A 21,774-nucleotide genomic window follows, 5' to 3' on the forward strand; every position below is an offset into this window, starting at 1 on the left:
CCGATATTGCAGCGATCACGGTCACGGCGCTGGGCGGTCTTTCCACCGATAATGTCGCAGCTCTCTCCACCGATCAGACCGCAGCACTGAAGACCACCCAGGTCGTGGCGCTGAAGACGGGCCAGATCGCCGCCCTGACATCGGACCAGGTCGTTGCCCTCACCTCGTCGCAGGTGGCAGCCCTGACCTCGACGCAGATTTCGGCGCTCTCCACCGACAATGTCGCCGCGCTCTCGACCGATCAGGTGGCAGCGTTGAACTCGAAGACGGTCGCAGCGCTGAGCTCGGCACAGATCGGCGCGCTGACGTCCGATCAGGCTGAAGCCTTGACCTCCGCCCAGATCGCGGCGCTCGACTCGGCCGACATTGCGGCTCTGGCTTCCGAGGACATCGCAACCTTCTCGACCGCCGAGATCGCTGCGATCACCGCGACTGCCCTCGCCGGATTGACGACCGACAATGTCGCGGCACTGTCGACGGACCAGGCGGCAGCGCTGAAGACCAGCCAGATCGCAGCGCTGAAGAGCGCCCAGATCGCCGCCCTCACCTCGGATCAGGTGGCTGCGCTCACCACGTCCCAGGTCGGCACCCTGAGCTCCACGCAGATTGCGGTGCTCTCCACCGACAACGTCGCGGCGCTCTCCACCGACCAGGTCGCGGCGCTGAACTCGAAGACGGTCGCCGCTCTGAGCTCCACCCAGATCGACGCCATGAGCTCCGCTCAGGCTGAGGCTCTGACGACGGCACAGGTGGCCGCGCTCGGCTCGGCGCAGCTTGCAGCCTTCGCATCGGAGGATCTCGGGACCTTCTCGACTGCCGACATCGCGGCAATCTCGGTGACTGCTCTGACGGGTCTTTCCACCGACAATCTGGCGGCCCTTTCGACCGACCAGGCTGCGGCGCTGAAGACCACCCAGGTCGCAGCACTGTCCACCGCGCAGATCGGGGCGCTCACCTCGGACCAGGTGGCAGCGCTCACCTCGGCCCAGATCGCGGCGCTCACCTCGACGCAGCTGACCGCGCTCTCGACGGATAACGTCGCGGCGCTCACCACCGACCAGGTCGCCGCCTTGAGCACGAAGGTCATCGGCGCTCTGAGCTCCGACCAGATCGACGCGATGAGCACCGATCAGGTCGAGGCGCTGACCTCGGCCCAGGTCGCAGCGCTGGACTCGGCCGATATCGCAGCACTCTCCACGGATGACCTCGCGACCTTCTCGACCGCCGACATCGCCGCGATCAGCACGAGCGCACTCGCCGGCCTGTCCAGCGACGATATCCTGAGCCTCTCCAGCGACCAGTTGCTGGCCGTCACCACGGCTCAGGTGGATGCACTGGACGACTCGCAGGTGGAAGCGATCATCGCGGCATACCAGGCCATCTAGTCCAAGCCTGATTTGATCGAGCTAACGGCCCCGCCTCACCCGAAGCGGGGCCGTTGCAATTTGTCCGGAGCTGGAGTGGTGAACGCCAGGGGGCGCCGGATCTCGAAGGCGGTCATCGGCGGGGCCTGCCTCGGCTCACGTGCGTGGCATGAGGCTCCGTGGCGCCGTGTTATCAATAGTAAGGCGATACGCACGCCTGTCGCGGACCGTAATAGGGTTGGAACGTGTTGTCGTAAGCCCTGTAGGACCGATAACGCGCATAGCACCAGCGCGCATGCGCATTGCCGCCATAATAGGTCTGACGGTAATAACGCGGCGCGTAGTAGCGCGGCCGATAATAGGTCGGTCCGTAATAGCCCTGATCGTAATACTGATCGTAGTAGCCGGGCCCATAATACCTCGGCTGCGTCAACAGCCCGCCGATGAGCGCGCCGGCTGCGAGCCCTCCGAGCGCCCAGGCCCAGTCATCGCCACCACCACCGTTATGGTGATGCCCGTGGTACCCGCCCCGATAGCCACCGCGATAGCGCCTGTACTGGACCGGCTGCGCCTGCGCTGCCTCGACCTTCGCCGCGACAACGATTGGAAATGCCATGGCCGGCGGGACGCTTGTCAACGTCGTCGCGAGCGACAAGGCAACGATTGCTAGCCTCTTCATCGGCTGCGCCTTTCCATCTAAACCGCCGCATGTCGATTATAACGCGGAATGGAGATCGTCGCACTTTGTTTCCGGGAGACTGACGTCGCCGGCAGTCCACCGAATCGGTGTCCCGACGGTTCGGTCTAGGGAAAACGTAGCTCCCGGTTGACAGCCGAGCGGATTTACGTTGATATCAACGTTAGTGTGAGATCACCGGGCGGATCCGCCGCCACCACGGCTATGAACTCGCAGGTGCCGAAAGATGCCCGGGATTGCTCACTGCATGTCTCCTTAAATCAAACTCGGTTTAAGGACCCAGACATGCAGCAATTCAAGCGCTGCAGCGACCTTTGCGCGTCTGGTAAGTCGCGCGCCGCTGCAGGCCTGCCGTTTCCGTTCCAAATCCGAAATCACAACGACGAGAAGGACGCAATCATGAAGATCGTCACCAGCCTGAGTTTCCAAGGGCAATGCCGCGAGGCGTTCGAGTTCTACGCCAAGGTGCTCGGCGGCAAGATCACCGCCGCCCATTCCTACGGTGAAGCCCCACCGGACATGCCGATCAACGATCCCAAATACAAGGATTGGCTGATGCACTGCTGGCTGGAGGTCGGCGACCAGGCGCTGATGGGCGCCGACATGGACGTCGAATGGGCTCGGAACATCGACAAGCCCAAGAACGGCTTCGATGTCACTCTGCACACGCAGGACAAGGCCGAAGCCCAACGCTGGTTCGATCAGCTGTCCGAAGGGGGCAAGCCAGTCATGCCCTTTGGCGAGACCTTCTGGTCGCCCGGTTTCGGTTCCCTGATCGACAGGTTCGGCGTCCCGTGGATGATCAACGTCATTCCGTCGCCCGACTGGCGGCCGACGCAGGGCTGACTGCGATCCTACTGCGAGGACCTGAAAGCCAGGCTGGCCGGAAGCTGCTTCCGGCCCTTGAGCGCCGCGCTCGGTTACTGATCCATCTTGTGAACGACGAGCAGAAGCGCATAGCCGAGCAGATCAAAGGCGACGTCGGCGCGTCGACCCGACGCGTCGAAACTCTGGCGAAATGAACAGCTACTGCATGTCTCCTTAAGTCGACCTCGATTTAAGGACAAAGACATGCAGCAATTCAAAGTGCTGCAGCGACCTTTGCGCGTCTGATAAGACGCGCGGCGTTGTAGGTAGTCCGTCGTCGTTGCAGGTGTAGAATGCTCCTTTCCGCGGAGCCAAGGAGCGTTACCATGCCTTTCAACACGCAACGGCACCAATTTGCCGGCCATTCCGGGGCCACCCTGGCCGCCCGCCTCGATCTGCCCAACGGGCAATTGCGCGCTTACGCACTCTTTGCGCATTGCTTCACCTGTTCCAAGGATCTGGCGGCCGCGCGCCGCATTGCAGCGGAACTTGCGCGCGAAGGTATCGCTGTCCTGCGCTTCGATTTCACGGGCCTGGGATCGAGTGAAGGGGAATTCGCCTCGACGAATTTCTCCTCCAATGTCGCCGACCTGGTTTCGGCCGCCGACTATCTCCGTCAACACTACCAGGCACCTTCGTTGCTGATTGGCCACTCGCTCGGGGGTGCTGCGGTCCTGGCCGTTGCCAAGGAGATTCCCGAGGTGCGCGCCGTGGCGACAATCGGTGCACCGGCTGACGTGGGCCATGTGCTGAAGAACTTCGGAACGAGCCTCGAGGAGATCGAAAAGAGCGGTGCGGCCGAAGTCGATCTCGCGGGGCGTACATTTCTCGTTCGAAAGCAGTTTGTCGAAGATGCACGTGAGCAGCGTATCAAGGATGCTGTTGCAAGCCTGAAAAAACCGCTCCTCATCCTTCACGCTCCCCTCGACGAGACCGTCGGAATCGCGAACGCTACCGAAATCTTCCATGCGGCCAGACATCCGAAGAGCTTTGTATCGCTGGATAAGGCCGATCATCTGCTCACCGATCCGGAGGACGCAGCCTTCGTCGGCCGGATCATATCGGGATGGCTGAGCCGTTATCTCTCCGCCGACATGCCGCAAGGCGAGGGCACGATTGAACACGTCCGTGTGACGGAAACGGGCGAAGGCAAATTTCAAAACGCGGTTCAGGCCGGCGGCCATCGGCTCTTCGCCGATGAGCCCGAAAGAGTGGGCGGGCTCGATTCCGGGCCGTCACCCTATGACTTTCTGTCGATCGCACTTGGCGCCTGCACCTCGATGACATTGCGTCTCTATGCCGACCACAAGAAGCTGACCCTCGGGCGAATTGGCGTTGACGTCTCGCATGCCAAAATTCATGCGGAGGACTGCGAGGAGTGCACCGAGAAGGAAATCGGCGGCGGCAGGATCGATCAATTCGAGCGCGTCATTTCCATCGACGGCGGGATCTCCGAGGAGCTTCGCAGCAGGATCGAGGAAATTGCCGGCAAGTGCCCCGTCCATCGCACGCTCGAATCGATCGCCAAGATAAAAACCGTCGTGAAATGATAGGCGAGAGGTGGATTGCTTCAGTGCTGGAAGCCCGCTGAGAGTATGAGGCCTCGAGGTCACCAACAAAGGATAGCTTGGCAGTGCTAATGCATGTCGCCCAAAAGTGTGCAGCGGTTGTGGGATGACGACATGCACAAAAACAAAGACCTAAAGCGCGCCGCGTGAATGCGTTTGAACGCGGCGCGCTTTAGGCGGTGCCCCTGGTGAGCTCAGTCGAGACGATGTGCCGCTGGAAGAGGACGAAAAGGATAAGCACCGGCACGATCGAGATGAACGCGCCGGCCAGAACGAGTCCCCAATCGCCCTGCGCGCCCCCGTACGAGCGACGAAGGCTGAGAAGCCCGACCTGAACCGTCAGCGCTTCGGGCGGGCTGGTGATGAGGACGAGGGGCCAAAAGAAGTCGTTCCAGGCACCTTGGAAGGCGAGAATCGCGTTGACCAACAAAGCCGGCTTTGCGTTTGGCAGCACGATCTTCCAGAACACTTGAAAACGGCTGGCGCCGTCCACGATTGCCGCCTCCTCTATCTCTCTTGGGAACCCTTCAAAAAACTGCTTCATCAACAGGACATTGGCCGAGGCGACGAAAACGACGATCACGCTCCAGGGAGTGTTTAGAAGCGACAGGTCCCTGAAGATCAGATAATTCGAAACGAAAGTCACCTGCGCCGGAATCGTCATCGAGAAGAGCAATGCAGCGAAGATGAAACGGCTGCCCCTGAATTCGAGCCGCGCAAGTGCATAACCGCCAAGGCTGGCGACGACAAGCGTCAGGACCAGGCGTCCGGCGGCGATGGCGAAGCTATTGACCAGCCAGCTCCCGAACAGGCTTTTCCCGGTCTCCAGGTCAGCCGTCTCGTTTATCACCCGCCGGTAGTTGTTGAAGATCAGCCCGAGAACGCCTGGCGTGATGTTGTCCCAACTCAGGAGACGTCCGCGCCGCTCGGACCGCGATGGCGAAATCGGACTTTCGGCAAGCGTTTGAGAGGGCGGAGCGGTCAGATTGAGGGGCGTGCGTTCGATCCACGGCCGATCCTCGCGGTCGGTGCGGTAGGTGATCTCATAGACGAATGTCCGCGTCTGCCGCGCTTGCAATCCTCCCTCCTCATCACGAACCTGCATCATTGCCGAACTGGAATTTTTCAGCGCGATTGACGCGTAGTCCGCCGCGTAATGCCGCATGAGTGCAGCGGCGATGCCCGACCCCGGGCGGCGGCGCGGAATCTCGGCCTTCGGTTCGACGATCTTGGTCCCGGCGGGCGCTGCGTAAGTGACACTGAAGCCCACTTCGGCGCCGGGAGACAGTCCTCCCCACAAAGCGTCACCCGCACCCTCTTGCCCCAAACGGGCGGCGGCAATCCACGCGGCCGGATTCAGCTGATCGAAATAGACACGAAACGGTCTCTCCAGCGGGTCGGCCTTCAGGCTCGCCATGAACGCGAGAACAAATGTCCCCATCATTATCGTCGCGACGGCAAGAAGGGTCAGATACAACCAGGCGCTGAGCGCAAGCTGCCGCCGGCGAAGCGCCCCAGACGGCAGAGGGCGGCGTGAGGGCGGGGCATCCGAAGCAACTTTCCTCACCATCATTCGGCCCGTTCCTTCACGCCGACCGACTTTTGAACGTAGACGACTGCGATTGTCAGAATGCCGAGGACCAGCGCCGCCGCACTTGCCATGCCGATCCTCGAAGAGGCGCCCGCCGGAAACGCGTTCTCATAGACGTAATATGCAAGCGTCGCGCGACTTGCCAGCGGCGCCGCATCTCCCAGAACCGCGACCTGGTCAAACATCTGCAGGGTGCCGATGATGCCCATCGTGACGACGGCAAAGGTCACCGGCCTAAGCGCCGGCACGGTTATGTGGCGAAATCGCTGGAAGGCGTTGGCCCCGTCGATCTCGGCCGCGTCGTACAAGGCGTTCGGAATCGATTGTAGCCCCGCCAGAAACAACAGCATCAGCGTCGGGACCGTCGTAAAGACGTTCATCAACGCCACCGACCACAGCGTGACCGGCATGAAGAGGAAACGCTGCTGGGTATTCAGCCAGGAAATACGCAGATCGTTATCGAAGACAGGCAGCAATCCCGCGAGGGCACAGGCGACGACAAGTGCCAGCGCGCTCGCAGCGGCGACGAGCAGAAAGAAGGGGTCGAAAATCGAAACGCCTTCATAGCGGCGCCGCGCGTTGAGAACGAGCGCACCCTGCACCGCAGCGACGCCCACGAGGAACAGAAGGATATGCCGGAGATAGGCAAGCACGATGCTGACGATCGCGGTCATGAAGCCATCTCTTTGAAAGAGCCAAAGAAAGATAAGCGTCATGGCCGCACTGGACATGATGGATGGCAGGTAAAACACGGTCCTGACAGGTCCCCTCGCTCGGACGGCGTGGTTCACGAGAACTGCCAGAGCAAGCGCAAGCGCGGTCTGAACCGTTGTGACGATGAGCGAGAAGCCGATCGTGTTGCGCAGGGCGGTCAGGAAAAGCTCATCGGAGACAAGCGCAGTGTAATTGGACAGCCCGACGAAGCTCGGAGTCTTGAACAGGTCGAAATCGGTGAAGCTGTAATAGGCTGTCCGGACGATCGCGTAGACGAAGAACAGCGCCATCGAGACCGTGAAGGGCAAGATGAAGAGCCAGCCGCTCCTCTCTTCCGACCTTGCTCGCGCCATGCATGCTCCTCCTGAGCGTGCCCTGCCGAACCAGCCGTCTCCTCTTTGCTCGAGAGCAACGCCTAATTCGCGAGCATCCGATCGAGGGCGCTTTGTGCCGATGCTAAGGCTGTGTCGGCGTCCGCCTCCCCGAGGATGACAGAATTGAGCGCCGCATTGATCGGCTGCATCCAACTCCCTCCGACCTTTCCGAAGAAATACGGCATGACGTGATCGTCCGACAGTCCTTCGAAAATCACTCGGCTTGTCATCTGTTCGGGCCGGTCCCCCCGCAGCCACGGGTTGTCAGCCAGGCCGGTCCGGCTCGGCAGGGCCAATCCTTGCTCCAGAACCCATTGCTGGGCCTCCTCTGAGGTCAGGAGCCCGGCCACCTTTATAGCAGCCTTGCTGACCTTGGAGGCCGCGTTGACGGTCCAACCGACGGTAAAGACGATATTGCCTCGTTTGCCGCTTTCGGGGTCCTTCGGCATTCGGACAGTCCCGAGGTTCATGTTCGGGGCACTGTCGCGCAGGGCGCTGATGATCCAGGCGCCCTCGATCGCTATGGCAGCCCGCTCGGACGCCAGGCACCCGCCGGCCCAGCTTTGCCCCGCGTCGGCGGCCAGGACGGCAGCCCCGGACTTCACGAGGCCGGTGTAGAAATCGAAAGCCCGACGGAAGCGCTGATCGAGCATCGTTTTTCCCCAGCTGTCGAAGGGGGTCCAGCCTGTCGACAATGCAAAGGCGCCGAAACGGGCATATTCCGGAACGAGACAGAGGCCATCGACCTCCGGAAGAGCCTTGTGCACGGCGACCAGTTTCTCCTGCAGCGTCTTCCATGTATCGCCGTCGCTCGGATAAGCAACGCCGGCATCATCGAAGATGTCCTTGTTGAAATGGACCGCCAGCGTGTTGAAGTCCTTCGGGATCGCGTAAACCTTCCCTTCATATGTGAACGCCTCGACGAGATTGGCTGCGAAGCCGGATACGTCCTGCGTTACCGGCAAGGCCTGACCGGCGCTGAACACGGAGCGCGCCCAGAAAATGTCGACGTAGAAAAGGTCTGGAGCGGTACCCGCCGACAGGCCGTTGACAATGAACTGCGAAAACTCGCCATCCACGGGCTCGTATTTTACCGTGATGCCCTCTTTCGCGAGCTTTTCGGCAAGAACGTCGGTCAACAGGCCGTTGACGATGGCGACCTCGGACCCGCCCCAACCGGATATCCGGACGGTGTCGCTAGCGAACGCCGGCAAGCCAGCGAGCATGGTCGCTGCAGCGAGAGCTCCCGCAGGACAAGACAGCATATCGGTCCTCCCTCCAATCAGGTGCCAGCAGAGCATATCGGTGGTGAGCCGATCTCACCTCGAGGTTCTAATCCGGTCAGGAAGATGGCTTTTCGACGAGGGGCGAAGTTCCCGCCTCCTTCGGCATCTCAGAACGTCGCGCGAAAAGCGCAAACAACTGCCGCCCTGAAGAACGATTGGCTAAACGCCCCAGCATGCCGGTCTGTTCCGTCGACAAATCGGCAGTCGAACAACCCGATCGGCGAGTATGTCCCAGCTTCATGAACGAAGGGCCGGAGACACCAAGAGAATTCTGCAGTGTTCCGGAACAGGAATGCGCAGCAAGCATTGTTTTCCCACCGGCTTGCACGAGCCGATACGCGTGCAAAATCGGCCAACGTCGTGAAAGGGGAACGGATTGGCGGCAACTGAAGTCATCGTCGGCCCAACGCTGCGCGAGTTCTGGATTGGTCTCGGTCGCGCCTTCGCCGGAGCATTGATCTTCGCCGTACCGGTGCTGATGACGATGGAGGCCTGGGCTCTGGGTTTTCATCTTCACCCTTTGCGGCTTGCGCTATTGCTGGCGGTCACCGTCCCGATGCTGGTGCTGTTGCACAAATATGGAGGTTTTCGCGAGACGGTGATGCTTCGCGATCGTATAGCGGATGCATTTGTGGCGCTGCTGGTTGCCGCATTCGCGGCGACAGCGGTTCTTTTGATCTTCGGCATCGTGAACGCGGAAATGCCGCTCCGGGAGGTGGTCGGAAAGATTGCCGTTCAGGTTGTGCCCGGCAGCTTGGGTGCATCGCTAGCGCGGGCCCAGTTGGGTCCAAGTCCATTGGAGGACAACGAGATTCCGGAGCCCGGTTACGCCGGAGAACTGTTTCTGATGGTCGTCGGAGCACTGTTCCTGTCGGTGAACATCGCACCGACCGAAGAGGTCGTCCTGATTGCCTACAAGATGAATCCCTGGCAGGAGGTCGCGCTGGTCATCGGAACGCTCGGCCTCATGCACGCCTTCGTCTATGAGCTCGAATTCCGGGGCACGCACAATCCGGAACCGGGCGCCGGCTTCTTCAGCATCTTCTTCCGATATGCGCTCGTCGGTTATGCGCTGGTGATGCTGGTCAACGCCTACATCCTATGGACTTTCGGCAGAACCGATGGGGCCGGGCTTTCGGAAACGCTGAGCGCGGTGGTGGTTCTTTCGTTTCCAGGCGCATTGGGGGCGGCGGTGGCGAGGCTCATCCTGTGACAAAAAACTCCACAAAAGGCGACAGGCAGCAGAAGGCGCAGCGCGACGACGAGACGATCACGCGAAAACCGGGAACTTCCACTATCGAGTGGATCGTGGCCGGAGTGAGTAGCTTGGCGTTGCTTGTGGTGCTCGCATATCTGGTCACGGAAGGCCTGAGCGAGCCCAAGGGGACGGCCCAGCTCGTCGTGCTGCCGGTCGAGGTCACGTCCGCGAATGGCAGTTACGTGGTCGAGTTCGCCGCCGAAAATCGTGCGGGAAGGTCCGTTGCTGCGGTTGAGATTCAAGGTGAGCTTCGCAAGGGCGACGAGGTCGTCGAGGAGAGCAGCGCCGTGCTCGACTATGTTCCACAGCAGTCCGAGCGGAAGGGTGCCGTGATCTTCCAACGTGATCCCAAGGCCTATGACCTGCGCCTTTTCGCCCGTGGATACACTGACCCTTAAGCGTCCTCCTCCACCTCACTGGCCCAACTAACCAGCCTTGCAACGGCTCGACGAAACCACCATGCAGAGTTTGTTCCTATTGCTGAAAACCAACGGCAGGCCAGTTTGCCACGAGCATGGTTACGGCGTTGGCATTCAGCATGGCTGCGGCGACACTATCCCCTGAAATGAGAGTACTATCCTTGCAAGGAGTAAGCGCGGCCTGGCGCGGAACTTAAGAGCTGTCGATGACGCCGGAAACTGAAAACTACAAGGAGCTTCTGCTGTTTCTAGCGACGGCCGGCGTCATCGTGCCTTTGTTCGGGCGGTTGAAGTTGAGCCCGGTCTTCGGATTTTTGGCCGCCGGCATCGTGCTTGGCCCTTTCGGTCTCGGAGCACTTGCCAGAGACGTACCGTGGCTCTCGGCAATATCCATAACGGAAGTCGGGCAGATCACCCATCTGGCCGAATTCGGTGTTGCGTTTCTTCTCTTCATGATCGCGCTCGAGCTGTCGTGGAACCGCTTGCTGCTGATGCGCAGGCTGGTCTTCTGGCTGGGGGGATTGCAGCTTTTCGCCACGACAGCGATCCTGGCAGGCGTTGCGGGCCTTCTGGGTCAAACGCCAGCTTCAGCGGTCGTGCTCGGCAGCGCGCTGGCGATGTCTTCGACAGCGATCATTCTGCCGTCGCTTGTCGAGCGCAAACTGCTGAACACCGCGGTTGGACGCGCCGGCTTCGCCGTGCTGCTCTTTCAGGACCTCGCCGTGGCGCCGCTCCTGTTCATGGTGATGATGCTGGGTGCACGCGGGGGAAGTGGGCTCGGCGCCGGCTTGCTGTACGCGCTGGCGCCTGCCGCACTGGCGCTGATCGCGATGGCCGGGCTGGGTCGTCTGGTTCTTCGCCCCCTGTTCAAGCTGGTTGCGGCGACAAAAAGCGGCGAACTGTTCGTCGCTGCATGCCTCCTGGTCGTGATCGGCTCCGGCCTTGTCACGGCGCTTAGCGGCCAGTCCATGGCCCTGGGCGCCTTCATCGCCGGGCTGCTGTTGGCCGAAACCGAGTATCGTCGGCAGATCGAGGTGACGATCCAGCCCTTCCAGGGGCTTCTGCTCGGCCTTTTCTTCGTCTCTGTCGGAGCCCGTCTCGACCTATCGGAAATCATTGCGAACCCGATCCCTACACTTGGTGTCGCGATCGGCTTCTTCGCCATCAAGGCGGCCATCCTGTTCCCGATCGCGCGCCTGATGGGCCTGTCAAACCGGGGCGCCGGCGAGTTGGCAATCATCCTTGGTCCCGGCGGCGAGTTCGCGCTGATCCTTATCGGTGCCGCCGTTGCCGGCAATGCCGTCCCTGCTGAAGCCAGCGCCACGGCAACGGTCGCGGCGATCTTGACGATGATAGCAATTCCGATGCTGATCCGCATCGTGGGCCGAGGTGCTGCCTATGCCAGGATGGATGAAGCTCAGTTCGCAGGGCTGACGCCACAACATGACGACGACCCCGAGCGCGTGATCGTCGTCGGTTACGGCCGCGTCGGGCAATTGGTCGCCGAGATGCTCTCACGGCATGAATTGAAATTCCTGGCGATCGATGCCGATCCCGTGCTGGTCGCCAGACAGCGAGCGCGCGGAGATACGATCTTTTATGGCGATGCCACCCGCATCGAGCTGCTTCGGCGTTGCGGAATTCAAAGCGCCCGCGCACTCGTCGTAACGATTGACAATCCCGACGCGGTCGAGTCGATCGTCCGTGCTGCGCGATCCGAACGGCCGGATCTGACCATTGTCGCCCGCGCGCGCGATGCGGTGCACGCGACGGAATTGTACGAGCTGAAAGTCACGGATGCCGTGCCGGAGAACATCGAGGCAAGCCTGCAGCTCTCGCAAGCCGTGCTCGTCGACATCGGCATTCCGATGGGCCTCGTGATTGCATCGATCCACGAGAAACGGGATGAATTTCGCAGGATGCTGCAGCCGATCGACGGCACCGGCAGGGAACGCCATGCCATTCGGGCCTCCGCGGTCGGAAAGTCGACTGATGCGTAGAATTTACCCGAGGGAATAGAAGTCGCGTCGCACCGTTTCTCCCGAGCCACTCGAACTGGAGAAATCGGAATGTTAAATATTTTGCAAAAGGAACCGCGGGTCATGCGCTTTCTCTGCCGGCCGGAAGACCAAGGCGTCATCGCGCCGCCTGTGCCGGCCAAGTCGGCCCTGCCGGATTGGTTCCGAAAGCTGCCGGCGATTGATAAAGACCACTTGTCGACCAACAACAATGGCCTAACCGCCAAGCGCTGCATGCCTTTTCTTGATGCGATGGCCGCCGGGTGGATTCTGCCGATCGCCGCCACCGTCAGGCTGGAGATCAAGGACGGCGGCCGCAGTGTCGAAGCAGGATGGGAGTTCGACCGCGTCATGGTCAGCAATCACGGGGCCCATCAGGTGGCGGGAAACCCACGTGAGCCCTCTCCCCCTTGCAAGTTTCACAACTACTGGTCAATACGAACGCCGCCTGGCTGGAGCTGCCTTTTCCTGCCGCCGCTCAACCGTCCGGGGCAGCCATTCGAATGCGTGGCGGGCATCGTCGACACCGATAGCTACGCCGCCAACATCCATTTCCCCTTCTTTGCCACGGCGCCGGACGGCCTCTATGTCATCGAGAAGGGAACGCCGCTCGTTCAGGTGATACCGTTTCGCCGAGTGGACGCAGCCGTGACGGCGGAAATTCGCGCCGAAACCCGACGGGAGGCCGTCGAGCGCGAGACGATCTATCGGAACACAATCGCCGGGCAGGGATGGTATCGAAAGGCGGCCCGCGCTGCTCGTTGAAGCGTTACACATAATGAGCGGGGCCGGCATCCATCCGGCCCCGCTTCCTTTGCCGTGCGTATTCAGCGCACCCGCCACAGCTTGCCGGGACGATAGTCCCGACCGGAGCTGTTCGAGCTCGAGTTGGACGAACTGTTCGAGGACGAGTTCGAGCTCGAGTTCGAGGAGCTGTTCGAAGAGGAGTTCGAGCTCGAATTCGACGAACTGTTCGAAGACGAGTTGGAACTGGAATTGCTCGATGAATTGGAACTCGAGTTGGATGAACTGTTGCCGGCAACGATGATCTCGCCGTCCGTGCGGCCGGTCGCATGACTGCTCTGCCTCTGCGAGCTCGCGCCGTCAGGAAGGATCTGCGGGTGCTGGCTCGCCTCGGCGGCAGAGCCCACGAATGCCGCCAATCCGGCGGCGAGCGCGGTATTTGCCCAATTCTTGATCATGCCAATTACTCCTCATTTAGACCGGACCGGTTTCTTCGGTCCGGTGGAGTAACGGGCGATGCTTGCCTCTATTCCACGGCGCGATTTTTAGTTCGCTTCGCTTTTTTGACGGAGATCGCCAAGTACCTTGGCTTCTTCCGCTGCCTCGAGTGGCTGCCCGGCGCCAACCGCCGTCAGATAGGAGTCGAGGGTTTCGAGGGATGATGCCGGCGCATAGCCATCGCTGCCGCCTTGTGCGGCGACGGCGAAAGTCACGCGCCATTCGGTGCCGGCAAGACAGGCAACGGAAACCACCGTCGAGCGGTCGGCCGAATCCACTTCGAATTCGCGGCAGAGCGCCTGTGAATTGTCGCGGAATGTCGCAATGGCACGAAAGCGCTGGTCGGAACCGGGCAATTGCGTTTCGGCACCGGAGGCGACCGTTACGAGCGCCTCGTCGAGCGCCGGTTTGCTCAGGGCCGCGAGTGGCAGCACATTGGATGGCGCCGCTTCGCCACCGCGGCCCAGCCAATATCCACCGAACCCGGCGATGAGGGCCACAACAGAGGCGGCGATGGGTGCGGCCCAGCTGCTTATCGGCCGATCGTTTGCGGCCCGATGCGGGAAAGACAGCACCCTGGGGGCCGATGCATTCTGCGCCAAAGCCTTTTCCGCGACCATCCTCTCGACGGCGGACTTGAGTTCGGCCGGCAAGGGTTCTTCGAGTAGCGGTTTCATGGCGGTCTTCGCCGCCTGACGCGTTTCGATGAATAGGCCCACCCGCGCGACAAGTTCGTCGTCGGTTTCCATTGCCCGCTCGACCTCAGCGGAGGTCTCGGCATCAAGCTCGCCGTCGGCGAAGCGCATCAGTGTCTCATCGGAGAAATCCGTCCTGGTCATTCCTCTACGTCCTTCATCACGTGAGAACGGGCGCTCTTTGTCGTTATTCCCGCAGTCTCGGCGAGACTCTTGCGGGCCCTCGCCAGCCGGCTCATTACCGTTCCTATTGGGATGTCGAGGACACCGGCCGTCTCGCGATAGGAAAGCTCCTCGACGCAGACGAGGATGAGCACCTCCCGCTGCTCCTCCGGCAACTCTCCGATCGCTTCCGCCACGGTCTTGAGCGTCAGGCGCGCCTCGGCTTCGCCCTCCCCGGACGAGCCGGCAATGTCCTGGCGTTCGGAGATATCGTCCTGAATGCCCGCGGTTTTCTGCCTGCGCACCTGGTCGATCCACAAATTGCGGAGGATGCGAAACATCCATGCGTCGAAGCGTGTGCCCGGCTCGAAGCGGTCGGCGCTTGCCAGCGCCCGTTCACAAGCCGCCTGAACGAGGTCGTCGGCGACATCACGCGAGCGGCAGAGCGATAGGCGAAGCGGCGCAGATTGGGCAGAAACGCTATGAGGCGTTCACCGACATCCTTCACCGCAACGCTCATGACCCCGAAACTCCGCAATTTGGACGAGAAATGGGAATAGATCGACGACTCAGCCGTTCCCATTCAATCTACAGGCACCCGCCCGTCTGTCCAAGAAATGCACTCTCGTGCTTCAAGCAAGATCGAGGTTCTGAGATGGCGACCCCGCTGAGAAACATTCTGGTCATGTCCCTTACGGCAATCGCCCTCGTCGCGGGCGACGCCATGGTTTCCGGCAGCGAAACGACGTTGGAAATCCTCGGAGCCAAAGCGGCCCTGGCCGACGATGACGATGACGACGATGAGGGAGGCAGCAGATCTGGGCGCTCCGGATCCTACCGGTCCGGTGCAGGGTGGAACGGCGGCAGGAGCCTGCTCCCGTTCCGCGGCCTCTTCCCACGCCGACACATCGCCCGGCGCGCGCCTGCTCCCGCACCCGCCGTGCCGGCACGAGCACCGGATGAGATCGTCGGTTTCGGTTTCAGCGCGGCTCAACTCACGCAACTGGCCGAAGCGGGCTTCGAGGTCGTCGACCGCGGCACGGTGACGATGCTCGATAGCGAACTCGTCAAGTTTCGCATCCCCGCGAGGATGACCCTGGACGCTGCGAGAGCGCGGGCGCAGACCCTTGCGCCAGAGGCCAGCATCGACTTCAATCATTACTTCCGCCCGGAACGGGGCGCCGAGCATTGCGCGCGGGGGGACTGCCTGGCGCGCAGCGTCATCGGCTGGCCCTCGGCTTACGATCGACCGAGCGCTTGCAGCGGCACAGTTGCGATCGGCCTCGTGGATACTGCCATCAACCCCGAGCACGACGCCTTCGAAGGAAGCGATATCGAAATCATCCGCCTTGCCGATGAAAGCTTGCCTCAGTCGGGGAAGCGGTACCGCGATCGCGGCTCTGCTCGTCGGGTCCACGACGAGCCGCACGCCCGGTCTCATTCCGGGCGGTGACCTGATCGCCGTGGATGCTTTTCACCGGGCCAAGAGGCAAGACGACCGCTCCGGCGCGTTCGATCTGGTGCGTGCTCTCGACCTCCTTGCCGCGCGCGAAGTGCAGCTCATCAATCTCAGCCTCGCCGGGCCGCCCAATCGGCTGCTCGAACAGGTGGTGAAGAAGGCGGGCGAACGCGGCATCATCCTGGTGGCCGCGGCCGGCAATGGCGGCCCGAGAGCGGAGCCGGTTTACCCCGCCGCTTACGAAGAGGTCATCGCCGTGACAGCGACGGACAAGAGCAAGCGACCCTACAGGCGCGCCGGACGCGGCGACCACATCGACTTTGCTGCTCCCGGTGTGGCCGTCTGGACGGCGGCGTCGATCACCGGAGCTCGTCCGAAAACCGGCACCTCCTTCGCCGCACCGTTCGTCACCGCCGCGGTGGCGTTGATGAAGGCGTCGGAGCCGAAACTCGGCCCTGCGCTGATCCGCGAGAGGCTCGCCGGCAACGTCGAAGACCTCGGCGATCCGGGCAAGGATCCAGTCTTCGGCTGGGGCCTCCTGAACGCGCGGTCGCTCTGCGAAAAAGCTTCTTAGATCACTTGCTCGCTCTACAGCAGATTGCGCGACCGGGGGACTACCATCAACCCTCCTCGGGTAGCGTGCGCTCTCGCCTCCATTAATATGACTTAATATAAACCCCTAATTTTTTATTGATATACCCCTGTTATTGTGTAATCTCCTGTCTGCGAGGGCGGATATTTCGGCATTTTTTAGGAAAATTTACGAAGTATACTTTTTCGCGCAAGAATATTTTCTTGCCTCGCTAGTTAATACTGGATAATTTGAGTGTTCAAATGAAAGGCCCTGCCCCGGGGCAGGGCCTTTCCCTGCTCAAGAGTGTAAATTCAATGAAGCCTTGCGACCGCAGACAGCTGGCCGGGCACTTCCGGTCACATTGAGAAGACCTGGAGCCGCGCCAGCGCGTGTTTGACCCCGTTGCCGCCGGAAACGGCGATAAATGAAAATGGAACGGTCTCGACATATTGGACCGGCCCAAGAGCTCATGGTTCCAGCCGTTCGGCCAAGCCTCCGCTCCCGAGCGTGGAACAAACCTTCTTGCTTGGACGTTTCCGTCAATCGAAGTACCCATCGTCAAGCGCGGTGAAGTCGACCAGGTACTTCAGGAGACCGAGATGGATATCACGACGCTCTTAATCATCATCCTTGTTCTTATCCTATTGGGTGGCGGCTGGTACGGCCGGGGACGCTGGTACTAAGCAATTGACGAGTGACACTACATCTTATGCCGTTGCTCTCGATCGCGACTTCATGAAAAAATTAGCTTTCTCGGATCGCCTAGGGCGATCCTCTCTGACTTGAAAAGGACGCTACATGGCTTCTGGAACGGTAAAGTGGTTCAACAGCACCAAGGGCTTTGGCTTCATCCAGCCTGATGACGGCGGTCAGGATGTCTTCGTGCATATCTCGGCGGTAGAGCGTGCCGGCCTCTCCACTCTCAAAGACGGCCAAAAGGTAAGTTTCGAAATCACTCAGGACCGCAGGTCGGGCAAGAGTTCTGCGGACAACCTTCGCGCACTTTGATGTCGCCCGTCGTGATGACCTGGGCTTCAGCGTTCCCGACCTCACGAAGGAGAAGGCAATGAAAGATGTTGGCCGAAGTGATCCGTTCAAGCCGAGCAAGAAAGTCGCCTCGAACCACGCTGTCGATCAGGCAACTCTCGCCTGTCGGGCAATCATGGAACAGGAAGCGCTGGCGAGAGAGAAGAAAACGGCCCGACTGAGACAACTCAGGTTGGAGAGGGATGCAGCCGAGGCCGAGCTTGGCGAACGCCCTGCCGCAGCCGGGCGACCGCGCACGAAAAAGCCGTCCTCGAAAACGGATGCTCGGCGATAGGTGATTACTGCCGCGGGCAGCTATTCAGCTGGCAGTAATTCAAAGTGCTACCGTGACCTTTGCGCGTCTAATTGGATGCGTGGCGCTGTAAAGGCTCATCCACCCGCTCGAGTTCGAAGAAGTAGATCCGGTCGTCACCGCTGACCGTCATCGCCCCCATGATCCTTTGCTCATCGATCCGGCGAAAGTAGTCGACGATGGGCTGGTCGTCATAGATCATGGCGGCACTCACCACGCCGTATAACGGCATGGTCGTCAGCGAAGCCACAGGGCCCTTCGCCCGAAGTCCGCGCTTGAGGCACGAAAACAGGTGTCTCGCGGCGCCCGTGCTGCCGATGTTTTGGAAACGAAGCGCCAGGCGAACTGGTATTCTCGCCGGATCGATGGCGATGAGCCGCCGCCGTCCCATGCGAAACAACAGTGCATTCGCGCATATCCGTCCTGAAACGCTTACCGAACCATCCGAGGTTTTCCAGCACACCGTCGAGCGGATGGCCAGTCGGAATGCCACGCCCCCTCCAGGTCGGAAATCTCTTCGAGAGCGCCGACGTGGTCGAAGTGTCCATGCGTCATCACAATTGCGGCCGGCCGTGATTTTGCACCGAAACGTTCCTCGGCGGCCCGGGTAATGAGGCCGGTCGTCCCCATCACTCCGGCGTCGATCAGAACCCACTTGCGGTCGCCGGCACCCGGGCTTCCGAAGAACACGACATTGACAATGCCAAGGCGCCGGTAAGCGACGTCGGAGCACAGCTGCAGAGTGCCGTCGTCATTTGCCGTGTTGCTCGGCGGGTTCTCGGCGCGACCATGTGGATCGAGCGGTACTTGCTGGGCCATTTCCATGCCTCCTTCCGCTGCACAGAGAGGTGTCGAACCATCGCGGATGGGATTGGTTCCGAAGGGTCGGACGCTGGCCGCGTTTCGATCTCGGCAGCCGAGGAGCAACGCACTGTGGAGGGCCACGAAGAAATTGCAGCGCCTTACGATCACTACCCGTTGAAGTACATCAGCCATGAAGTAAGCTGCAACTCAAAATTTTATCCGCGCTCGGCCCATTCCAGCAACCGAAGCTCACGAGGACGCATGCCCCAATCACAGTCGCAGCCGTACGCAATCTCGGACTTGCGTGATCAGCCGGGCTTCTGCCCTACGGTTGCAGATCGTATCTGGCGGGCCATCCGCTCGAACATGTAGCCGACCACATGCTGGAATTGCTGGACGAAGGAGCACTGCCTTTCGGGCTTGTTGCCCACGAGGGCGCGACATATCTCGGATCGGCCCTAATCATCTCCTGCGACCTGGAGGAGCGTCCGCAATACGCTCCATGGGTGGCGGCCGTATGGGTCGATGCCGACCACCGGCGTCGGGGTATTGGCAGGGCCCTTGTCCGCCGCGCAGCAGAAGCGACGTTCGACCTGGGCCATGATGTTGCCTATCTATGCGCTTTGCCGGAAAAGCGCTCATTCTATGAGGCATTCGGCTGGCGTCGCCTGGAAGAAGATGTCGGCCCGCATGGGCTCACCGTCCTCACCTTTTCGCGGGGCGTCTAGCTCGATCAAAGCCAGCTTTCGCTCCCGGCCCACAGGGGCCGTAGGCGGGGAACGTGACGGAAGCCGCGATTGAGTCCTAAGCGACCGTCGCGTCAAGCTTGATCTTATGGCTCGATTGGATGTCCGACGGCGGACATTGGCGAGAGTTGATAGGCGAGCCGCCGAAACGCTGCCGACGAACAAAGCGTCTGGCCCGTCGAACTGCAATGCCGATGATATGCTCGCTTGCGCAGCAGCGAGCAATGTGCATCGCTGCTCCGCTGTGCGCTCGCCTCTGTGGGAGCAACGCGGAACTGCTAAAGGCGCTCGACGCACATGGCGACGCCCATGCCGCCGCCGACGCGAGGCCCGGAAAACGCCCCGCCGCTTCATCACGAAGAGCAACGTGTTGAGGAAAGCGGGCGCCAGAAGCGCCGATCGGATGGCCGATCGCGATCGCGCCGCCATTGACGTTGACGATAGGGGATCCCAACCGAGGTCCTTGTTGACGGCGCAGGCCTGGGCGCGAACGCCTCCGTTCGCCTCCACCAGTTCCACGTCGTCGACCGCCCAGTCGGCCTTCTCCAGCGCGTTGCGGGATGCGGGGACGGGGCTTGGATGGCGATGAAGCCGCTGACCCGCCCACCATCGACATAGCCATTCGCGACGGCGCCTTGGACCAAGTCCTCCATCACTAGGCCGAGCCAGCCATCGCGGCTCTGATCGTCAGACGTTCGTCGTTGATGATGAGCGGGCCGTCGACGCGGACATGAGTTCGCGCCCGCCCTTCTCGAACTCCCACACCGCGCGCATCGGCGTTCGGCCGCACACCATCGAATGGATTGAGAAGTCAGAAGCGTCAGGGACGATCCAGCTCAACACGCATCTAGACTCCATTCCAACCGCATCGTTCGCACATCGGAGACTTCTATCCAGATCTCACCAGAACTCCCGAAAATCGGAGGACGAGCCTTCCGCCGGATCGAGAAAACATTCGGCGATGTTTGCCAAGAATCCCCCATGCATAGTGTCCAAGGTCGCGGCAGAAGTTTGGCGTTGCCCGCCAGAATTTTGCCGGTCATGTCGAACTCGATGATGGCTTGCAATTTATGCACTGGGTCGAGGCCGGCTTTTGCGTCAGTGGCCCACAAACAATGCGGTTTGAGGATACCAACCCGCAGGAGCTTCGGGTAGGCTGCGCATCAAGGTTAGGAGGGCACATGGGCCTGTCAGATATTCTCGGTCGATTGGTCGCACTGATCGGCGCTGTGGCCATCCTTTTGCGGCGCCAGGACGGCGATTCTCTGGAACCGGCCTATGGCAGCGCCCCGACAATCCCGAGAGCCAAGCCGCAGGGCATTCCGACCCTGAAGATGCCGACAGCCAAGGGATGGCCCGCGGAGCAAATGCCGACTGCGGCGGCCGGGCTCAACGTGAACGCATTCGCGGCCGGGCTCAAACATCCCCGTTGGATTTACGTGTTGCCGAATGGCGACGTACTGGTTGCTGAGGCACTGAGCGAGCCGGGGGGCATTAAATCCGCCTTCGACTACGCCATGTTGAGCACAATGAAGCGCGCCGCCGCAGTGGGCGCAAGTCCGAACCGCATCACGCTGTTGCGGGATGCGGATGGCGACGGCGTGGCCGAAATCCGCACCGAATTTCTCGACGGACTCAATCAGCCGTTCGGCATGGCGTTTCTGGGCGATACGTTGTATGTCGGCAACACAGACGGGGTGGTTGCGTTCCCGTATGAAACGGGCGACACACGTATCAGCGCGACAGGCCAAAAGGTTACGTCCTTCAAGGCCGGGGGGCATTGGACGCGAAGCCTGCTTGCGAGTCGCGATGGACGAAAGCTTTTCATCGGCGTCGGTTCGCTCAGCAACATCGGCGAGCGCGGCATGGCGGCAGAAGAAGGACGGGCCGCTATCCACGCGCTTGACCTCGAGAGTGGTCAGCACCGCATTTTTGCCTCCGGTCTGCGCAACCCGGTGGGTATGGCGTGGGAACCAACGACGGGTGCGCTCTGGACGGTGGTTAATGAGCGCGATGGCCTGGGCGACGAGACGCCGCCCGACTATCTGACATCAGTGCGCGACGGCGGCTTCTATGGATGGCCCTATTGCTACTGGGGGCAGAACTTGGACGACCGGGTGCCGCAGGACCCGGCGATGGTCGCAACCGCTATAACACCGGACTATGCCTTGGGCGGACACACTGCATCACTTGGCCTTTGCTGGCTTCCCGCAGGCACTCTGCCCGGCTTCCCGGACGGCATGGTCATCGGGCAGCATGGTTCCTGGAACCGCAGCACATTGCGCGGCTACAAGGTTGTCTTCGTGCCGTTCGTGAATGGACGTCCAGCCGGGCCGCCGCGCGACATTCTGACCGGTTTCCTTTCGCCTGACGAGCGGTCGTCCTATGGGCGGCCGGTTGGAGTTACCATCGGCCCCGACGGCTCCTTGTTGGTGGCGGACGATGTCGGCGATGTGATCTGGCGCGTCACGGGCGAGGCGGAGCGCATGTGAAACGCGCATCGGTGCCGCCCTGCATGGGAATGCCCATGGCATCCGGATCACCGACGGCGGAGAGGCGTTTTCCGTTGGGTTTTTCGCTGGTTGGCCGATTTGGAC

16 protein-coding genes and 6 pseudogenes are annotated in these 21,774 nt (G+C 61.2%); 13 read left to right on the plus strand and 9 right to left on the minus strand.

From position 1 onward, the window contains the following. Positions 1-1,385, plus strand: a pseudogene (locus tag CO656_RS27595) (hypothetical protein); the annotation flags it as partial. Between the two features lie 172 nt (positions 1,386-1,557). Here the strand turns inward: CO656_RS27595 and CO656_RS27600 are convergent. After that, positions 1,558-2,043, minus strand: coding sequence for a BA14K family protein (locus CO656_RS27600; RefSeq protein ID WP_097527925.1), 486 nt, complete (start codon positions 2,041-2,043; stop codon positions 1,558-1,560). Between the two features lie 417 nt (positions 2,044-2,460). On the opposite strand from CO656_RS27600, the gene CO656_RS27610 reads away from it, so the two are divergent. Then, positions 2,461-2,907 (plus strand): VOC family protein, encoded by a 447-nt coding sequence (locus CO656_RS27610; protein ID WP_037424093.1) that lies wholly within the window; start codon positions 2,461-2,463, stop codon positions 2,905-2,907. 347 nt (positions 2,908-3,254) lie between these two features. Next, entirely contained in the window at positions 3,255-4,478 is a 1,224-nt protein-coding gene (locus tag CO656_RS27615) for a bifunctional alpha/beta hydrolase/OsmC family protein (protein WP_097527926.1), read from the plus strand. Between the two features lie 190 nt (positions 4,479-4,668). Here the strand turns inward: CO656_RS27615 and CO656_RS27620 are convergent, their stop codons facing one another. The 3 genes from CO656_RS27620 to CO656_RS27630 form a co-directional block, all read right to left on the minus strand. Then, positions 4,669-6,069 carry a carbohydrate ABC transporter permease gene (locus CO656_RS27620; RefSeq protein WP_245428553.1) on the minus strand — a complete coding sequence of 467 codons (1,401 nt, stop codon included), beginning with the start codon at positions 6,067-6,069 and terminating at the stop codon, positions 4,669-4,671. Next, positions 6,066-7,154, minus strand: coding sequence for a sugar ABC transporter permease (locus tag CO656_RS27625; RefSeq protein WP_097527927.1), 1,089 nt, complete (start codon positions 7,152-7,154; stop codon positions 6,066-6,068). The genes CO656_RS27620 and CO656_RS27625 overlap by 4 nt, the downstream gene beginning before the upstream one ends. A gap of 62 nt (positions 7,155-7,216) precedes the next feature. Next, positions 7,217-8,440, minus strand: coding sequence for an extracellular solute-binding protein (locus CO656_RS27630; RefSeq protein ID WP_037423786.1), 1,224 nt, complete (start codon positions 8,438-8,440; stop codon positions 7,217-7,219). Between the two features lie 397 nt (positions 8,441-8,837). Between CO656_RS27630 and CO656_RS27635 the strand changes: the two genes are divergently transcribed. The 5 genes from CO656_RS27635 to CO656_RS31110 all read left to right on the plus strand — a co-directional run bounded on the left by CO656_RS27635 (position 8,838) and on the right by CO656_RS31110 (position 13,233). Further along, a complete protein-coding gene (locus tag CO656_RS27635; protein WP_097527928.1) occupies positions 8,838-9,674 on the plus strand; it encodes a TIGR02587 family membrane protein in 837 nt (278 codons plus the stop codon). Further along, on the plus strand, positions 9,671-10,117 hold the full coding sequence (locus tag CO656_RS27640) for a TIGR02588 family protein (RefSeq protein ID WP_037423785.1): 447 nt from the start codon (positions 9,671-9,673) through the stop codon (positions 10,115-10,117). The genes CO656_RS27635 and CO656_RS27640 overlap by 4 nt, the downstream gene beginning before the upstream one ends. Positions 10,118-10,344: 227 nt before the next feature. Further along, a complete protein-coding gene (locus CO656_RS27645; protein ID WP_097527929.1) occupies positions 10,345-12,138 on the plus strand; it encodes a cation:proton antiporter in 1,794 nt (597 codons plus the stop codon). A 69-nt stretch (positions 12,139-12,207) separates the two neighbouring features. Then, positions 12,208-12,921 carry a DUF6065 family protein gene (locus CO656_RS27650; protein ID WP_097527930.1) on the plus strand — a complete coding sequence of 238 codons (714 nt, stop codon included), beginning with the start codon at positions 12,208-12,210 and terminating at the stop codon, positions 12,919-12,921. A 123-nt stretch (positions 12,922-13,044) separates the two neighbouring features. After that, the gene (locus tag CO656_RS31110) at positions 13,045-13,233 is read left to right on the plus strand and encodes a hypothetical protein (protein WP_158254932.1); all 189 of its coding nucleotides are present in this window, start codon (positions 13,045-13,047) and stop codon (positions 13,231-13,233) included. A gap of 212 nt (positions 13,234-13,445) precedes the next feature. Here the strand turns inward: CO656_RS31110 and CO656_RS27660 are convergent, their stop codons facing one another. Both CO656_RS27660 and CO656_RS27665 read right to left on the minus strand, forming a co-directional pair. Next, positions 13,446-14,237 (minus strand): anti-sigma factor, encoded by a 792-nt coding sequence (locus CO656_RS27660; RefSeq protein ID WP_097527932.1) that lies wholly within the window; start codon positions 14,235-14,237, stop codon positions 13,446-13,448. Continuing rightward, a pseudogene (locus tag CO656_RS27665) lies at positions 14,234-14,775 on the minus strand (RNA polymerase sigma factor). Before CO656_RS27665 ends, CO656_RS27660 begins: the two are co-directional and overlap by 4 nt. Before the next feature lie 135 nt (positions 14,776-14,910). Here CO656_RS27665 and CO656_RS27670 point away from each other — a divergent pair. Next, positions 14,911-16,288, plus strand: a pseudogene (locus tag CO656_RS27670) (S8 family serine peptidase). A gap of 798 nt (positions 16,289-17,086) precedes the next feature. Continuing rightward, positions 17,087-17,296: a cold-shock protein gene (locus CO656_RS27680; protein ID WP_037378482.1), complete on the plus strand. Its 210-nt coding sequence runs from the start codon at positions 17,087-17,089 to the stop codon at positions 17,294-17,296. Between the two features lie 380 nt (positions 17,297-17,676). Here CO656_RS27680 and CO656_RS27690 read toward each other — a convergent pair. After that, positions 17,677-18,175 (minus strand): annotated as a pseudogene (locus tag CO656_RS27690) (DUF4334 domain-containing protein). Then, positions 18,144-18,446, minus strand: a pseudogene (locus CO656_RS27695) (MBL fold metallo-hydrolase); the annotation flags it as partial. The pseudogenes CO656_RS27690 and CO656_RS27695, both read right to left, overlap by 32 nt. Before the next feature lie 365 nt (positions 18,447-18,811). On the opposite strand from CO656_RS27695, the gene CO656_RS27700 reads away from it, so the two are divergent. After that, positions 18,812-19,159: a GNAT family N-acetyltransferase gene (locus CO656_RS27700; protein ID WP_234819661.1), complete on the plus strand. Its 348-nt coding sequence runs from the start codon at positions 18,812-18,814 to the stop codon at positions 19,157-19,159. Positions 19,160-19,235: 76 nt separating this feature from the next. On the opposite strand, the gene CO656_RS31120 is transcribed toward CO656_RS27700, so the two are convergent. Further along, positions 19,236-19,799 (minus strand): hypothetical protein, encoded by a 564-nt coding sequence (locus CO656_RS31120; protein WP_337441773.1) that lies wholly within the window; start codon positions 19,797-19,799, stop codon positions 19,236-19,238. Positions 19,800-19,943: 144 nt separating this feature from the next. Between CO656_RS31120 and CO656_RS31485 the strand changes: the two are divergent. Together CO656_RS31485 and CO656_RS27710 are read left to right on the plus strand one after the other, a co-directional pair. After that, a pseudogene (locus CO656_RS31485) lies at positions 19,944-20,021 on the plus strand (transcriptional regulator); the annotation flags it as partial. Positions 20,022-20,358: 337 nt separating this feature from the next. Beyond that, positions 20,359-21,669, plus strand: coding sequence for a sorbosone dehydrogenase family protein (locus CO656_RS27710; protein WP_097527934.1), 1,311 nt, complete (start codon positions 20,359-20,361; stop codon positions 21,667-21,669). Positions 21,670-21,774: the final 105 nt, after the last annotated feature.

The sequence above is a fragment of the Sinorhizobium sp. FG01 genome, from assembly GCF_002531875.1.
GTDB classification, from domain to species: Bacteria; Pseudomonadota; Alphaproteobacteria; order Rhizobiales; family Rhizobiaceae; genus Sinorhizobium; species Sinorhizobium fredii_C.

What these genes read in the sequence shown, in the direction of transcription:
- CO656_RS31120 (WP_337441773.1), bottom strand. Translation starts at nt 19,799, where the DNA reads ATGGCTATGTCGATGGTGGGCGGGTCAGCGGCTTCATCGCCATCCAAG.
- CO656_RS27615 (WP_097527926.1), top strand. Translation starts at nt 3,255, where the DNA reads ATGCCTTTCAACACGCAACGGCACCAATTTGCCGGCCATTCCGGGGCC.
- CO656_RS27610 (WP_037424093.1), top strand. Translation starts at nt 2,461, where the DNA reads ATGAAGATCGTCACCAGCCTGAGTTTCCAAGGGCAATGCCGCGAGGCG.
- CO656_RS27600 (WP_097527925.1), bottom strand. Translation starts at nt 2,043, where the DNA reads ATGAAGAGGCTAGCAATCGTTGCCTTGTCGCTCGCGACGACGTTGACA.
- CO656_RS27625 (WP_097527927.1), bottom strand. Translation starts at nt 7,154, where the DNA reads ATGGCGCGAGCAAGGTCGGAAGAGAGGAGCGGCTGGCTCTTCATCTTG.
- CO656_RS27710 (WP_097527934.1), top strand. Translation starts at nt 20,359, where the DNA reads ATGGGCCTGTCAGATATTCTCGGTCGATTGGTCGCACTGATCGGCGCT.
- CO656_RS27645 (WP_097527929.1), top strand. Translation starts at nt 10,345, where the DNA reads ATGACGCCGGAAACTGAAAACTACAAGGAGCTTCTGCTGTTTCTAGCG.
- CO656_RS27650 (WP_097527930.1), top strand. Translation starts at nt 12,208, where the DNA reads ATGTTAAATATTTTGCAAAAGGAACCGCGGGTCATGCGCTTTCTCTGC.
- CO656_RS27680 (WP_037378482.1), top strand. Translation starts at nt 17,087, where the DNA reads ATGGCTTCTGGAACGGTAAAGTGGTTCAACAGCACCAAGGGCTTTGGC.
- CO656_RS27700 (WP_234819661.1), top strand. Translation starts at nt 18,812, where the DNA reads ATGCTGGAATTGCTGGACGAAGGAGCACTGCCTTTCGGGCTTGTTGCC.
- CO656_RS27620 (WP_245428553.1), bottom strand. Translation starts at nt 6,069, where the DNA reads ATGATGGTGAGGAAAGTTGCTTCGGATGCCCCGCCCTCACGCCGCCCT.
- CO656_RS27660 (WP_097527932.1), bottom strand. Translation starts at nt 14,237, where the DNA reads ATGACCAGGACGGATTTCTCCGATGAGACACTGATGCGCTTCGCCGAC.
- CO656_RS27630 (WP_037423786.1), bottom strand. Translation starts at nt 8,440, where the DNA reads ATGCTGTCTTGTCCTGCGGGAGCTCTCGCTGCAGCGACCATGCTCGCT.